The sequence below is a fragment of the Glutamicibacter nicotianae genome, from assembly GCF_002797775.1.
Taxonomy (GTDB): Bacteria; Actinomycetota; Actinomycetes; order Actinomycetales; family Micrococcaceae; genus Glutamicibacter; species Glutamicibacter nicotianae.
Genome location: NZ_PGEY01000001.1, coordinates 267,477 through 282,186 on the forward strand (window position 1 = coordinate 267,477; position 14,710 = coordinate 282,186).

The 14,710-nt window shown below is 60.7% G+C and carries 12 protein-coding genes; 8 read left to right on the forward strand and 4 right to left on the reverse strand.

The window, feature by feature from the left end:
* Positions 1-125: 125 nt before the first annotated feature.
* Positions 126-1,613 (forward strand): NAD-dependent succinate-semialdehyde dehydrogenase, encoded by a 1,488-nt coding sequence (locus ATK23_RS01185; RefSeq protein ID WP_066139762.1) that lies wholly within the window; start codon positions 126-128, stop codon positions 1,611-1,613.
* A gap of 84 nt (positions 1,614-1,697) precedes the next feature.
* On the opposite strand, the gene ATK23_RS16760 is transcribed toward ATK23_RS01185, so the two are convergent.
* Positions 1,698-2,030 (reverse strand): DUF4129 domain-containing protein, encoded by a 333-nt coding sequence (locus ATK23_RS16760; protein ID WP_157066351.1) that lies wholly within the window; start codon positions 2,028-2,030, stop codon positions 1,698-1,700.
* A 224-nt stretch (positions 2,031-2,254) separates the two neighbouring features.
* On the opposite strand from ATK23_RS16760, the gene ATK23_RS16655 reads away from it, so the two are divergent.
* From ATK23_RS16655 to ATK23_RS01200, 3 genes are all read left to right on the forward strand, one after another.
* Positions 2,255-2,380 carry a hypothetical protein gene (locus tag ATK23_RS16655; protein ID WP_255209560.1) on the forward strand — a complete coding sequence of 42 codons (126 nt, stop codon included), beginning with the start codon at positions 2,255-2,257 and terminating at the stop codon, positions 2,378-2,380.
* Between the two features lie 641 nt (positions 2,381-3,021).
* Positions 3,022-3,543, forward strand: a complete 522-nt coding sequence (locus ATK23_RS01195) for a hypothetical protein (RefSeq protein WP_066139751.1) — start codon at positions 3,022-3,024, stop codon at positions 3,541-3,543.
* Between the two features lie 293 nt (positions 3,544-3,836).
* A complete protein-coding gene (locus ATK23_RS01200) occupies positions 3,837-4,814 on the forward strand; it encodes a DUF2599 domain-containing protein (RefSeq protein WP_157066350.1) in 978 nt (325 codons plus the stop codon).
* A 520-nt stretch (positions 4,815-5,334) separates the two neighbouring features.
* On the opposite strand, the gene ATK23_RS01210 is transcribed toward ATK23_RS01200, so the two are convergent.
* The 3 genes from ATK23_RS01210 to ATK23_RS01220 are packed head-to-tail and all read right to left on the reverse strand — an operon-like array spanning position 5,335 to position 10,050.
* On the reverse strand, positions 5,335-7,761 hold the full coding sequence (locus tag ATK23_RS01210) for a transglutaminase TgpA family protein (protein ID WP_167550494.1): 2,427 nt from the start codon (positions 7,759-7,761) through the stop codon (positions 5,335-5,337).
* The gene (locus ATK23_RS01215; RefSeq protein ID WP_066139738.1) at positions 7,761-9,077 is read right to left on the reverse strand and encodes a DUF58 domain-containing protein; all 1,317 of its coding nucleotides are present in this window, start codon (positions 9,075-9,077) and stop codon (positions 7,761-7,763) included. Before ATK23_RS01215 ends, ATK23_RS01210 begins: the two co-directional genes overlap by 1 nt.
* A gap of 10 nt (positions 9,078-9,087) precedes the next feature.
* The gene (locus tag ATK23_RS01220) at positions 9,088-10,050 is read right to left on the reverse strand and encodes an AAA family ATPase (protein ID WP_066139734.1); all 963 of its coding nucleotides are present in this window, start codon (positions 10,048-10,050) and stop codon (positions 9,088-9,090) included.
* 209 nt (positions 10,051-10,259) lie between these two features.
* Here ATK23_RS01220 and ATK23_RS01225 point away from each other — a divergent pair, with 209 nt between their 5' ends.
* The 4 genes from ATK23_RS01225 (at position 10,260) to ATK23_RS01240 (ending at position 14,562) form a co-directional block, all read left to right on the forward strand.
* A complete protein-coding gene (locus ATK23_RS01225; protein ID WP_066139731.1) occupies positions 10,260-11,216 on the forward strand; it encodes a TatD family hydrolase in 957 nt (318 codons plus the stop codon).
* A 259-nt stretch (positions 11,217-11,475) separates the two neighbouring features.
* Complete coding sequence (locus ATK23_RS16660) at positions 11,476-12,642, forward strand: resuscitation-promoting factor (RefSeq protein ID WP_066140337.1); 1,167 nt, start codon at positions 11,476-11,478, stop codon at positions 12,640-12,642.
* Positions 12,643-12,742: 100 nt separating this feature from the next.
* Positions 12,743-13,627, forward strand: a complete 885-nt coding sequence (gene rsmA, locus ATK23_RS01235; RefSeq protein WP_038989867.1) for a 16S rRNA (adenine(1518)-N(6)/adenine(1519)-N(6))-dimethyltransferase RsmA — start codon at positions 12,743-12,745, stop codon at positions 13,625-13,627.
* A 2-nt stretch (positions 13,628-13,629) separates the two neighbouring features.
* Positions 13,630-14,562 (forward strand): 4-(cytidine 5'-diphospho)-2-C-methyl-D-erythritol kinase, encoded by a 933-nt coding sequence (locus ATK23_RS01240; RefSeq protein WP_066139728.1) that lies wholly within the window; start codon positions 13,630-13,632, stop codon positions 14,560-14,562.
* Positions 14,563-14,710: the final 148 nt, after the last annotated feature.

A 14,710-nucleotide genomic window follows, 5' to 3' on the forward strand; every position in this document is an offset into this window, starting at 1 on the left:
GGCTAAATGCACAATGAATGCTCGCTTTCATGGTGCAGACGGCGATTTACAGCTGCCACCTGCCAGGAATAGCGTAGACATCAAAGACGATCAGTTTTCATTATTTTCTATCAGGAGATGCTCGTATGTCGATTACTGCCCAGCGCGAAGCAGAGCTGCTTGCCAAGGTACCAACCGGCCTGTTGATTAATGGCGAATGGAGGAATGCCTCCGACGGCGGCACCTTCGACGTGCTTGACCCGGCTACCGGCGAGAAGCTGCTGACCCTGGCCAGCGCTACGAGCGAAGATGCCATGGCAGCCCTGGATGCGGCCGACGCTGTCCAGGCCGAATGGGCACTGACCGCACCACGCGAACGCGCAGAGATCCTGCGCCGCGCCTTCGACCTGGTCACCGAGCGCAAGGACGACTTCGCGCTGCTGATGAGCCTGGAAATGGGCAAGCCGCTGGCCGAGGCCTACGGCGAAGTGACCTACGGTGCCGAATTCCTGCGCTGGTTCTCCGAGGAAACCGTACGCCACTACGGCCGCTACATCACCACCCCTGAGGGCAAGAACAAGGTTCTGGTCCAGCACAAGCCGGTTGGCCCCTGCCTGCTGATCACCCCATGGAACTTCCCGCTGGCCATGGCTACCCGCAAGGTCGGTCCGGCAGTAGCAGCAGGCTGCACCATGGTGCTCAAGCCAGCCAAACTGACCCCGCTGACCTCCCAGCTGTTCGCTGCCACCATGATGGAAGCAGGACTTCCAGCTGGCGTGCTGAACGTGGTTTCCGGCGCTTCGGCCTCGAAGATCTCTGGCCCGCTGATGGCCGATGACCGCCTGCGCAAGGTGTCCTTCACCGGCTCGACCCCAGTGGGCAAGCAGCTGATGAAGGACGCGGCTGACAAGGTTCTGCGCACCTCGATGGAACTGGGCGGCAACGCTCCATTCATCGTCTTCGAGGATGCCGATCTGGATGCCGCTGTCGAGGGCGCCATGGCCGCCAAGATGCGCAACATGGGCGAAGCCTGCACCGCGGCCAACCGCTTCCTGGTTCACGAGGATGTTGCCGAGGAATTCACCGCCAAGTTCGCCGCCGCGATGAAGGCGCTGAAGCCAGGACGCGGCACCGAAGCCGACACCACCGTGGGCCCGCTGGTCGAGGAAAAGGCCCGCGACGAAGTCCACTCGCTGGTCGAGGCCGCCGTGGCCGCCGGCGCGACCGCCGTCACCGGCGGTGCCCCAGTTGAGGGTCCGGGCTACTTCTACCAGCCAACCGTGCTGGCCAATGTCGCTAACGACGCCAAGATCCTGTCCCAGGAAATCTTCGGCCCAGTGGCACCAGTGACCACCTTCAAGGACGAGGCCCAGGCAATCAAGCTGGCCAACTCCACCGAATACGGTCTGGCTTCCTACATCTACTCGCAGGACCTGAACCGCATGTTCCGCGTTTCCGAGCAGATCGAATTCGGCCTGGTTGGATTCAACGCTGGCGTGATCTCCAACGCCGCGGCGCCTTTCGGCGGCGTGAAGCAATCGGGCCTGGGCCGCGAAGGCGGCGCCGAAGGCCTGGAGGAATACACCACCGTGCAGTACATCGGCATTGCCGATCCATACGCAGCCAAGAAGTAGATTCTCCAGCTCCTGCCAAAGCCCAACCGGATCGTTCCGGTTGGGCGTTGGCCGGTTAAACCCTCGCCCGATTACATCGGTCTGCTACAGTTTGGCTTGCGTGGACCTGCCCGCGCGGGAATGGCGCGGGTGCATGGAGGCCGGGAACAAGATAGCCATGATGCGCTGGATCAGGCTCAGCTCGCCGCGCAGATTGGACTGGATCGTGTGCAAGGCATCCAGCAGCGTGGAAGCGTCATCAGCGCCCAGATGACGGTTGGCGTAGAAGCTTTCCTGGATGACAGTTCTCAAGGACTGCAATTCGTTGGCGATCTGGGGGTGGTCTTCGCCCAGCCGGGTGGTGTAGTCGCCGGCCGACTCGTGGTTGCCGGCTGGTTCCCGGTAATCGGCCCCGATCGCCTGTAGCTCGGCAAGCAGTGCCGGCGCTCCTGAGTTGTATCACTTTTTCTGATCGGTTTCCCCCATCGTTCGTGACTAGTACACCTACCCTTGGGTAATCATGAAAGTGTGCACTAACAGCGGGCATGAACCCCCGATATTCTTGCCACCATGAGCGTTTTCATCAGAACCGTACGAACAAAAAGCGGTGCCACCGCAGTTCAAATCGTCGAAAATTGAGGAACCCAAATCCTGGAACAAGAATGACCGCCACCCGCGAAGCCAAATATCTGTTCGGGGCCGACCTCGGTAAAACCATCACCGCCACCTGCCGCACCGAAGGGCGCACCGTCGCCGGCGGACTCGACTACATCACCCCCCGGGGGTGACCCTCACCATCCGTGGTGCCGGAGCCAATATTTGCACCCGATACAGCGGCCTCGTCATCATCGAAGCCACACCCACACCAACCGAGCTGAACCTCAACCGACCAATCACCGAGCAGGGTCATGAGGACAAGGTGGGTAGGCGCCGGCACACCACGCAACGAGCCGCCAGGGAAAACAAGTTCTCCTACGCTGGCCGCTGCATGACCACCGGCAAAGTCATCTTCGTGAGCCGCCGAGCAGCCAAACAGAACAGGGAGTACTACAAAGACGCAGGGTCCAGGCCCAACCGGTGCCAACACTGCTACGGCATCCACCTAGGCCACGCCGGCGGATACTACCGCCAACAACACCGAGAATGGAATGCTGAAGTCACTAGATAGTGTCGCTGTAATTCGGATTCCTTATTCGACCTTGAGACCTAGGATTAGGCTATGACTGAAACTCCTGAAAATGAAGAGCCAAAAAATACCAGAAGTGTCAGCCAATAAAACTGAGTGAAATCCAGGAACGGGCCAAAGAGGAAATGACTGAACTAGCCGAAGCATGGGCTGACCTCTGAACGCTATCTGGAAGTCAAGGCCGCAGCGGACGAACCGGACTCAGACGGAAATGCCGAACAAGAAGCTACAGTAGTAAAAGCAGTGACCGCCGAGCACTTAGCCAGTGCCAAGGCTTTTATGCAGCGTATGCAGGATATGATATCGATTCAAACAGGGTTCAAAGCCATAGCCCCGCACATCTCGTTGAATATGGCGAAACCTTGGAAAAATGCGGTTGCGGATATTTTTGAGCGAAAAACCCCAAGGGGCAACTTCGGTCTGGATCAGGGTAAGCCGTACGCAGATGAATCCTGGATCAAAAAAATGTCGGCTCGTCCAGAGTATCCTGAGCTCCATTGGCCGCCGATTGCGTCACTTTCCGAGCAGATCGTTGATGAAATGGCGGAATTCAGGGCGGAAGAGACCGAATGGAATGAGGAAACAGCGAAGGTGACAATCGAAATTGCTGAACTCATGGCCGCGCAAAATGAGCTCACGCGAAAACAGATGGTAGCGAACATTGCTGGCGAGAAGTTCAACAAGCGAGTTCTCGTCTGGACGTTGGTCGCTGCGGGTGCCACCCTTGTAGCCACGATTATTAGCATTGTCGTCACAAGACTCTGAGGCGTGAAGCTCGGTTCCCACATGGGCTCGGGCCTTAGCTGCGTTCCGATGCCTCGTGTCCTGCAGGGGTACGCACTTCGTACGTGAACTGAATTTTGACACGGGTGCAGACAGCTTCATCAATGTCGTTCTGCCAGCGAGTTTTCGGGCTCGATAGGTTTAGGGCCCTCTCTAAGCGCGCCCGTCGACCTGATCTGAATTAGTATGCCCATTAAGTTGAATTTTCTTTCAAATCGTTTAGTCTAGAGATTCGACTACTGGAAAAGGGAGCAACCGTGAAACGGAAATCCTTCTTGAGCATCGGCATTACAGCAGGACTTGTTGCAGGACTGTGCTCGTCACCGGCTTACGCGCAGACTCAAGACGCTGCCGGGAAAACTCTTGATGCGCTGGAGCAGGTAAGCGATTCAGCAATTCAGGATGGCGTACATCCGCTTGAAGCCAACGCCGTACCTGCGAACGACTCAAGTTCATTGTTCAGCGTCAACGAGACAGAAATCCAGCTTCCCACATCGCTCGATGAGGAGCTCACGCTCACAAGCTCAGATGGACTGGAAATCGGGCTCACCCTGCCTAACGACCAGTCGGCAGTGCAGGGAACAGCTCTTGATAACGGAATGACCGCATTCGATAATGGCGACGGATCAACGACTATTCCCGCAGTCAAGTCGGATGGTTCGGTTCAAGTGAGCACCGTCATTGAAGATGCGAGTGCGCCGTCGGAATACGAATACAAGTTCTCCTTGCCGGAAGGAGCTAAGATTTCGGCCTACGAAGGCGGTGCCCATTTTGTTGGTCTTGACGGCGAGATCCTTGGTGGAATTGCTCCGGCATGGGCCGTCGACGCTACCGGTGCGAAAGTACCAACGCACTTTGAATTTGCAGGTTCAACGGTAACCCAGGTAGTCGATCACGAAGGGTTCGAATACCCTATTGTGGCGGATCCGATGTGGGGTAAGGACCTCATCAAGAGCGTCAAGTGGATTAGCCGGTCTGGCGTCGTGTCCTTGTCAGTCGTCCCTACTGGGTGGAATCGATTCAATGTTGGGTTCCAGCCCGCGATCTCTGCTGGCTGGAAGGAAACGCTCGCCAAGACTCCGACCAAGACTCTCAACAAAAAGAAGTACAATCGGGCCAAGGCGAACACCACTCGCATGTACTGGCAGTACCGCTGTCACCAGGTTGCAGCGTTCACCAAAAGCTCCTGGAATCTCGAACCAAGCAAGATTCGAAACACATACCTAGATTACGTAAAGAACCTTTGCAACTAGCCGTCATCCGAAGCCACTAAGGAGCAAATATGCTGGCAAAAACAAAGTACTACTGGCTAACAGCGCTTGGGGTCAGCTTGACTGCCCTTGTATGCGGCGGTGTGGCCCTGTTCAATGCAGGTGTCATGATCGACGAGAATAACGTGCAAAACGTCATGAGCACGCCTCTTTGGGTTATCTTCGGACTTGGAATCGTTGGGACCGTAATCTCACTTCCAGCCTGGATTGCAACTCGGCGGAACAGCAGATAGTTAGATCTAGGGCTGACGGAGAAGCACGACTCAGGTGTCCTCCGTCAGCCTTTTCTGTGCGCCCACTGCGCATCGTTGCTTCGGCTGGGATAAGTTATTCCCGCAGCGAAGCCGCCGACGTGGTTGAAACGGCGATTAAGGCTGAGGCTTGCTATTTGCCGCTATATGAGCCACCTTCGCAGCTCCTCTCGCCTTAAGCCTCTGACTTGAGCTGCGGAAGTGTTAGCGCAGTTGCGGGGTGTGCACTAACGGGTGATGCAACTCAGGTGCTACAGTTTGGCTCGCGTGGACCTGACCGCGCGGGAATGGCGCGGGTGCACCGAAGCAGGGAACAAGAACGCCGAGATTCGCTGCAACACCGTCAGCTCGCCACGCAAATTGGCTTGGACCGCATGCAAGGCATCCAGCAACGCGGCGGCATCATCAGCGCCCAGATGCCGGTTGGCGTAGAAGCTTTCCTGGATGACAGTTTTCAAGGACTGCAGTTCCTTGGCGATCTGGGGGTGGTCTTCGCCCAGCCGGGTGGTGTAGTCGCCGGCTGACTCGTGGTTGCCGGCTGGTTCCCGGTAATCGGCCCCGATGGCCTGCAGCTCGGCCAGCAGCGCTGGCGCGGCGTCATCCCCGCCTTGGCGCACGCGTCCCAGCCGTTCTTCGCGGAGGCGTTGGCGGCGCCACGGGGCGATCCCCAGCGCCACGGCGGCCAGCAGCACGATGGCCGGCACCAGCCACGCAGCCTGCGCGCCTTGTTCCACGGGCTCTGCGGGCTGCGCCTGGGCGGAAGGACTGTCACTGGCAGGCAGGCTAGGGTTGCTGCGCTCGGTGGGGACATCCGGTGCCGTGCTTTCCTGCGGGGCCGCGGTGCGCGTTGGTTCCGGCGCGTAGCTCGGGGCATAGCCGCGCCCAGGTGTGGGTTCGAAGGGAATCCAGCCCAGCCCGTTCAGATACAGTTCTGGCCATGCGTGGGACTGCTTTCCGCTGACGGTGTAGCCGGTGAGCTCGGTACCTTCTGCCAGACGGCGTTCCGGCGTGCTCTGGGCTGTGTCCCCGGTGATTTCGAGGGTTTCCCCGTTGGCTTCGCCCGGTGCGTACCCCACGGCAATACGCGATGGGATGCCGGCTTCACGGGCCAGCAGGGCCATGGCCGAGGCGAAGTGCACGCAGTACCCCTGGCGCCGGGTCAGGAACGCTTCAACGACGCGGCGATTGGCCCCGTCGTAGCCTTCGCGCAGGGGAGTGCGTTCGGAATACACGAAATTCCCGGAACGGAAGAAATGCTGCAAGGCCACGGCGGCATCGATGTCATTGGCCGGTTTCCCCTCGTCGCCGAAGGCCTCATCGAGGGTTTGCTGCAACAGCGGTTCCAGGGTGTCGTCCGGATCTTGCGGAAGACGCAGGTATTCACCGGCCAGCTGGTCCCCGGCATCAATTCCGAAGTGCCCGATATTGCGGACCATTTGCGTGCTGATGTCCAGATCCGAGTAGGCCACTGAAATGTCGTTGGTGGCTGCCATGGCGTCGCCAGTGAGCCTGGCCACCGAGGTTTCGTGGGTCCAGTTCCAGTCTCCGACGATGCCCTGCACGAAATAGGTCTGATTGGGCAGGGGGAGCACGGGGCTGCTGATGCCTTCGGGCCAACTCATGCGCAGTACTTCGCTGGTGCTGTTGAACGTGCTGAAATTCCGTGTCACCGCTGACGTGCCGTCAAGGGTGTGCTGCATCAGGCCCTCAGTTGGTTCCCAGCGGTCCGTGGAAAGATCCTTGATCACTTGCGTGCGCAGGTAGGGCGCTTCTCCAGCGGTGGTGTAATAGTCCAGGATGGGAGCTCCGCTGTTAGAGCGGAGGTCTCTTCCGAGGTTGATCAGCGGATCGACATTGCTGGCCAGCAGGTCGCCGGATGGCCGTTGCCCCTCGGGGAACATGCCGCTGCGGAAACCAGGCATCCAGAAGCTGGCTGCCAAGAGCACACCGACACAGGTCATCGCGCTGATGCCGAGAATGCCTAGCGACCTGGGCGTGGGAAGCTTCGGCTGAGAGTGCTTGGACGATGCAGGGGCGAAAAGATAGGGAATCAGCGCTATGTAGCCGAGAACTCCCAGCACCAGCAGCGAGAGATAGCCGATTCCCGCACCTTCCTGCTTGAACAGCGAGGCAATGACAGGTGCCAGGGACAAGGGCATGATGATCAGCATGGCGGTGCGCCGGAAGCTGGCCAGCAGCTCGACGAGCAGGCTGATGGCCAGGGTGAAGCACAAGATGCTGAACGCCACATAACGGGAATTGGCTACCGGAGGAACCTGCGTAGCGAATTGCATGCCCGCTTCAGCCAGCGCAGACCAGACCCATTGGGCGAACGGCACCCCATAGATGTTGATTTCGCTGGCAGGGCTGAGCGCGATGGATGCCACGGCGATGCCAGCGGCGGCAGGGAGGGCGGCCCAGCGCACGCCGCGGACTGCGCGCAGCAGCCCGGCGCACAGGTGCACGGCGAAGACCGGTGCGACGATGGCCGGGAACCAGCCGGAACCTTCGATGACCCCGGACAGCGAGGCGGTCCCGGCCAAGACTGCGACTGCAAGGCAGCAGGCAGCGGCCACCCGCAGCAGCAAGAGCCGCATCGCGGCCGCAGGACCGGGGCGCGGAACGTGATTTTCGGGCTCCAGGGATTGACCGTGAGCCACAGCAAGGCTAGCGCTCATCATCCCCACATCTCGTCTATTGCCATATTGCCGGGAAGGATATGCACCTTCCAGCTGGTGCGTGCCAGTTCATGCTGGATCGCCAGATAGCGTTCAGGGTGGCTGACCAGCAGGAAAATTTCAACATGGCGTACGGTGCGTGAGAGCGTCGCCAGCCAGGCTGCCTGCGGGGCATCGAGTTCTCCGAGGATCATGATGACCGGTTCTTCGCGGAATCCCAGCAGCTCCTTGTGCAGGGTGCTGCCCAGGATCTCGGGACCGTTGGCTTCAACGCTGCCGTTGTCCAAGGACAGCTCCGTGGTCGCGGCATGGAAATCCTCGAAACTGTTCAGTGCGCCAAGCTCGGAGATGCTATGCGGGTCCCGTTGGGCCAAGGAGGTCCCGGCGAGGTTGCGGAAGGCGAGCTGGTAGCCGCTGGTGGCGTATCTCAGGCCGATGCTGCTGGCCAAGGACAACGCGTTTTCAAAGCGGCGGCTGCTGGTCAGCGCTTCAGCGTGAGCCTGCGGCAGGGAGATCCGCAGATCCGATCCGCTGTGGTTCCAATGCTCGAAGGAGGTATCCAAGACCAGGAGGGCTTGGGCGGTTGCCACATGGTTCTCCTGGCGGACCATGAGCTTGGCGTGGCGGGCGCTGGCCTTCCAATGCACCTGGCGGATGGAGTCGCCCTGCTGGTAGTCGCGGGTCGCGACATCGTAGTAATCGGCGGTGGTGCTCCGGGAGAACTTCGCATCGCCGGTGAGCGTTCGCTCTCCGAGCGAGGCGAAACGATCCAGCTCATGCAATTGCGCGCGCACCGGAACCTGCAATGACTCACCGGTGCGCACCATGCCCTGGATCAGCCCCAGCGGGTCAACGACGATCTGCTGGGCTGGGCCCATGAGATGGATCCCGCGGGTGCGGAACACCAATTCGTACTCTATGGATCCCGGAGCTTGGAGCCGTGGGCCGGGACCGAAATCTTCGGGCAATCGCTCTTGGATGGTGGACCGCTCAGCACAGGACAAGCGGAACTTGCTGACCTCGCCGACTGTGGGAACCTCCGAGAGCAGCTCGCGGTGGATATTGGTGCGGCCGCGCAGGCGCATGGCCAAACCCCAGCTGGCCAAAGCCAAGGCCAGAAGGCTCAGGCCCAAGGCCATCATTTCGTGCCGGCCTAGCAGATAGGCCAGGAAGAGCAGAAGCCCGCCTGCCCCGGCGGTGCACCAGCCGCGCACCGTGAACAGGTCAAGGTGCCAGCGGCGCAATGCAGTATCCGCGCTTACGGTGCGCGTCCAGGACAGCGCGTCGCGCGAATCATAGCGGGGGATCTTCTCCATGGTTGCGGCGCTAGTTCACCGGGGTGCTGGCAACCAGCTCCTGGATTACCGCACTGGCACCCAACCCGTCCGCCACCGCTCGCCGGGTCAGGATCAGACGGTGGTTCAGCACCATCTCGGCGACGCTGCGGACGTCTTCCGGCAAGACATGGTCGCGCCCATGGATCGCTGCGTGGGCCTTGGCAGCGCGAACCCACTGGATCAGCGCGCGGGGCGAAGCGCCGAGCGCTATCTGCGGATGCTCGCGGGTGGCCCGGCCCAGGTCCACCACGTAGGCACCCAGCCGTTCGGTGACCGTTACCGCTTTCACCTGCTCGATCATGTGCCCCAGATCCTCCAGCTGCACCACTGCCTGCAGCGCTTCCAAGGGGTCGAATTCATGCCGGCCGGTCAGTATGGTGATTTCGGCGTCGCGTTGCGGATAGCCCAGTGACAGCCGTGCCATGAATCGGTCGCGCTGCGCCTCGGGCAAAGCGAAAGTGCCTTCGGACTCCACCGGGTTCTGCGTGGCCACGACCATGAATGGCTGCTCCAGCCGATGGGTGATCGAATCGACCGTGACTTGCTGCTCTTCCATGCATTCGAGCAGTGCCGACTGGGTTTTGGCGTTCGCGCGGTTGATTTCATCGGCGATGACGATATTGGCGAAGACCGGCCCGGGATGGAAAGTGAATTCGTGGGTCTGCGGGGAGTACACCGAGACGCCGGTGACATCGCTGGGCAAGAGATCCGGGGTGAACTGGATGCGGTGCACCGAACCGTTGACACTGCGGGCCAATGACTTGGCCAGCATGGTTTTGCCGACACCGGGAACGTCTTCCAGCAACAGGTGGCCCTGTGCCAGCAGGACCGTCAACGCGCTGGTCACAGCCTCGGGCTTTCCGGTGATGACGCTTTGGACAGCGTCGAAAATGCGCTGGCAATTGGACTGGAATGCCGAATCGAGCGACGGCACTGTTCGGTTAGCACTCATGCGCAGTTCCTCCTGGAGAATGAACCAGGGACAAGATCCACCGTCCCGGGATGCATTCAATTGGGTCTTGCATCACATCATATGGGGTTCTTTTATCCAGTAACAGAGCCTAACTGCCGCGGGATGAGCGCCTGATTGTTGCCAATGCGCCTAGTGGTGCCACAATTAACCACAGATTCCATCCCAGTACCCACGCGCAAAGGATTATCGTGTCCAAGAAGAAGCACACTGATCCCACCTTGGTTCCCGAGGCCTACCGCCCCGCGGAGCAAGCTACAGCAGCAGGCCAGGGGGAGCGGGCGCGCGCCACGGGCAACGAAAATGGCGGAAGCCAGCGCAACCTGCACTACCCGCCAGCGCCCGAGCCGCTGCCGGTGCCCGTGGTCGATAACCATACGCATCTGGATTTCCTGGATGGAACCGTGAAGGTCGAGGCTGCCGATGCGCTGGCCGCGGCGGCCTCCGTAGGTGTCAAGGGGCTGATCCAAGTCGGCTGCGACGTGGAATCATCCGAGTACGCGGTCGAAGTCGCCAACCAGTACCCGAATATCCTGGCCGCGGTGGCCATCCACCCCAACGATGCCGCGCGCCTGGCCGAGCGCGGAGAGCTGGAAGCGGCAATTGCCCGGATCGAGGAGCTCGCCGCGGATTCGCGGGTACGTGCCATTGGCGAAACCGGGTTGGACTACTTCCGCACCGGCGAAGACGGACGGGGCGCCCAGGAGCATTCCTTCCGCGAGCACCTGCGCATTGCGGTGGAGCAGGGCAAGGCGCTGCAGATCCATGACCGTGATGCCCACGAGGATGTGGTGCGGGTGCTCAAGGATGCGCCATTGCCTGGGAAAGTGGTGTTCCATTGCTTCTCGGGTGATGCCCGACTGGCCCGGGTCTGCAACGACAACGGCTGGTACATGTCGTTCTCCGGAACCGTGACGTTCAAGAATTCCCACGATCTCCGCGAGGCTTTGTCGCTGGCGGATCCGCAATTGCTGCTCGTGGAAACCGATGCGCCGTTCTTGACCCCGCACCCCTTCCGTGGCCGCCCGAACGCCAGTTACATGATTCCCTACACGACTAGGTTCTTGGCGGAAAACAAGGGAATCGAGCTGGCAGAATTCTGCACCCTGATCGATGCGAATACCCGGGAAGTGTACGGAGAATTCTAGACCCGCCGGTTGTGTGTCTCGTTACAGGACACTTGCCACAAATATAACAATTCGGTTACGGTGGATGAGATGTCCGGTACCGCCCCTGCCTGTTTTCGGCAAGGCGTGTTCGGGACAGCCTGATCCTCAACGCTTTGCAGCAGGTGGAAACACGGCGCAATTTTGATTGAAGGACAGGCAGCGAACACTGCCGGGCCCACCGATGATTCTGGACGGAATCGGCGGAAGCGGGCCTACAAACGATGGGGATCTCATTACCGTGACTCACTTGCTCAAGAAGACCTGGGTGAAATACCTGGCGCAGGCGCTCGCCGTAGCCGTGGTTATCGCCGGCGCTGTTTTCTACATTTCCGGACAGAAGTCGGTTGTCATGTCGGTTGACGGACAGCGCCAGGAAATCACCACCCGTGCCGCCACCGTCGGCGCACTGCTGGAACAGCAGGATGTCACCTTGGCTGAGCGCGATGAGATCTCCGCAGCACTGGATTCCGAACTTGTCGACCAGCAGCTGGTTGACATCAAGCGCAACAAGTCGATTGAAGTCACCGTGGATGGCACCGAGCGTGTAGTGCACACCACCGGCATGACCGTTGCCGACGTTGTCGAGCAGCTCGACCTGGAAAAGGGTTCCGAGGTATCTCTGGACGAGGACATGCAGTTGGCCGCCTTGAGCGATGACCTGGAAGTCATCACGCCGAAGGAAATGACCCTGGTCGTCAAGGATAAGAAGAAGAAGGTCGCAACGACCGCTTCGACCGTCAAGGAACTGCTTGCCGAGGAAAAGATCGAGGTCGACGGCAACGACGAGATCAACGTCAAGATCAAGGACGAAACCGACAAGAACGTCAAGGACAGCGTCAAGCTGGAAGCCGGCATTACCGTCGAGGTCATCGACGTCACCGTGAAGACCTGGGACGAAACCCGCGACATCGACTTCGAGACCAAGAAGATCAAGGACAGCTCGCTGGACAAGGGCGACACCGAGGTCAAGACCGAAGGTAAGAAGGGCGAGCGCCAGCTGACCCTGCGCCAGGAAACCCGCAACGGCAAGAAGGGCGAGGAAGAAGTCCTCAAGTCCAAGGTCACCAAGAACCCAGTGGCCGAGGAAATCCGCGTGGGCACCAAGGAAGAGAAGAAGGAATCCTCCTCCTCCAAGAACACGCCAACCCCGGGCGGCATCTCCGCAACCTGGGCAGCACTGGCCAAATGCGAATCCGGTGGCAACTGGTCGATCAACACCGGCAACGGCTACTACGGCGGCCTGCAGTTCTCCGCTTCCTCATGGCGTGCAGTCGGAGGCACCCAGTACGCACCGCTGCCGCACCAGGCAACCCCGCAGGAGCAGATCGCCGCGGCTGAGGTACTGCGCCGTTCCGGTGGCTGGGGCCACTGGCCAGCATGCTCGGCCAAGCTGGGCCTGCGCTAAAGACATAAGCCAAGCAGCAACGCGACGCGTCCACCATCACGGTGGACGCGTCGCGTTGTTATGTTTGGATGAATCTAGCTGAACTAGAATTGGATCTGTGATGTCTAAGGAATCTTTGCCGCTGCTTGGGGCCACCGAAATCCGTCGTCTGGCCGAAGAGCTGGGAATCCGCCCTACCAAGACGCTGGGGCAGAACTTTGTGATTGATGGGAACACCATCCGCCGCATCGTCGCCGCCGCCAAGGTCGACCCCTCGGAAACGGTGCTGGAAGTAGGCCCGGGCCTGGGCTCCCTGACCCTGGGCATCATGGACGCCGCCGCCAAGGTCGTGGCCGTGGAAATTGATCCGCCATTGGCCAAGCGCCTCCCGCAGACCATGGCCGAATTCCGCCCGGGCCGCGAAGACGACCTGACCGTGATCCTTTCCGACGCCATGAAGGTCACCGAACTTCCCGGCGAACCCACCTCGCTGGTCGCCAACCTGCCCTACAACGTCGCCGTCCCGGTGGTGCTGCACCTGCTGGAGCACTTCCCGTCCATCCGCAACGGCCTGGTCATGGTGCAAGACGAAGTGGCCGACCGGATGGCCGCCACCCCAGGCAGCAAGATCTACGGCGTACCTTCGGTGAAGGGCGCATGGTACGGAACCATGCGCAAGGCGGGCGTGATCGGCATGAATGTTTTCTGGCCAGCTCCGAAGATCCATTCTGGCCTGGTGGGCTTCACCCGCGACAAGGACCGCAGCGATGCCCCGGACCGCGAAGAAGTCTTCGCCATCATCGATGCGGCTTTCGCCCAGCGCCGCAAGACCTTGCGCGCGGCCCTGTCCGGCTGGGCCGGATCCGGTGCGCGCGCAGAACAGATCCTGGTGGCCGCCGGCATCGATCCGAAGGAACGCGGCGAGAAACTGGACATCGAGCAATACATCGACATTGCCAGGGCCGCTCAGGATGTTCCGGCTGAAGCTCCGGCGAGCGAGGCCTAGGCATGTCCAAGCAGCGCGTTATTGCAACCGCACCGGGAAAGATCAACTGCTACTTCAAGGTCGGCCCTCCGCGCGAAGACGGCTACCACGAGGTGGCCAGCCTCTACGTCGCGGTGTCCTTGACCGAGCAGATCGAAGCGAGGCTGCGCACCGACGGTGAGCTGCAGCTGAGCCTGGAACCGAATTCCCCGGTAGTTTCCGAACCGGAGAATTTCCCACTGGGCGCCGGTAACCTGGTGCACCGGGCGGCCCAGCTGCTGCGCGAGCACACCGGTTGCAGCCTCGGCGCGGACCTGCACATCACCAAGCGCGTTCCCATCGCCGGCGGCATGGGCGGCGGCTCCGCCGACGCCGCGGCCACCTTGGTGGCCTGCAACGAATTGTGGGGCACCGGGCTGGACCGCGAGGAACTCGGCCGCCTGGGCGCACGGCTCGGTGCCGACGTGCCTTTCGCCTTGATGGGCGGGGCCGCCATTGGACTGGGCATCGGCGACAAGCTGGCCCCGTTGCTGACCCGCGCCAAGACCCACTGGGTGCTGATTCCGGCCAGCTATGGCCTGTCGACTCCGCGCGTCTATGGCATGCTCGATCGCTTGCGTGCGGGCATGGAAATCGAAGTTCCGCAGGAAATCGATCCTGCGGTGATCGAGGCGCTGATGGCCTCGGACGCGCCAGCCTTGTCCCGGGTGCTGGCCAATGACCTGACCCAGGCTTCCCTGGCTTTGGCCCCGGAGCTGGGCACCATGCGCGATATGGCAGAAGGCGCCGGCGCGCTGCGCGCCATGGTCTCCGGCTCAGGCCCGACCTTGGCGTTGCTGGTCAAGGACGCCGAGCATGCCGAGGAGGTCATGGCCCAGCTGGGCGACGAGGTGGGTGTGGCTACCATCCCGGTGACCGCACCAGCACCTGGAGCACACATCACCCTCGCAGAATAATCCTCCGAAAAATCCCTGTCTGGCCTTGAGCCGGGCAGGGAGAGCTTTCATCATTTGCTCCCGACCCCTTGTTGCGGCTTCGGCATGGCCCTAGGCTGAATCCCAAATCAATTATTGAAGACTATTCATTTATGACTCTGGGGCGGAA

Bases quoted from the DNA above. Each gene is read 5' to 3' on its own strand.
- ATK23_RS16655 (WP_255209560.1), top strand. From the start codon at position 2,255: ATGACCGCCACCCGCGAAGCCAAATATCTGTTCGGGGCCGACCTCGGT.
- ATK23_RS01215 (WP_066139738.1), bottom strand. From the start codon at position 9,077: ATGGAGAAGATCCCCCGCTATGATTCGCGCGACGCGCTGTCCTGGACG.
- ATK23_RS01240 (WP_066139728.1), top strand. From the start codon at position 13,630: ATGTCCAAGCAGCGCGTTATTGCAACCGCACCGGGAAAGATCAACTGC.
- ATK23_RS01220 (WP_066139734.1), bottom strand. From the start codon at position 10,050: ATGAGTGCTAACCGAACAGTGCCGTCGCTCGATTCGGCATTCCAGTCC.
- ATK23_RS01210 (WP_167550494.1), bottom strand. From the start codon at position 7,761: ATGAGCGCTAGCCTTGCTGTGGCTCACGGTCAATCCCTGGAGCCCGAA.
- ATK23_RS01185 (WP_066139762.1), top strand. From the start codon at position 126: ATGTCGATTACTGCCCAGCGCGAAGCAGAGCTGCTTGCCAAGGTACCA.
- rsmA (WP_038989867.1), top strand. From the start codon at position 12,743: ATGTCTAAGGAATCTTTGCCGCTGCTTGGGGCCACCGAAATCCGTCGT.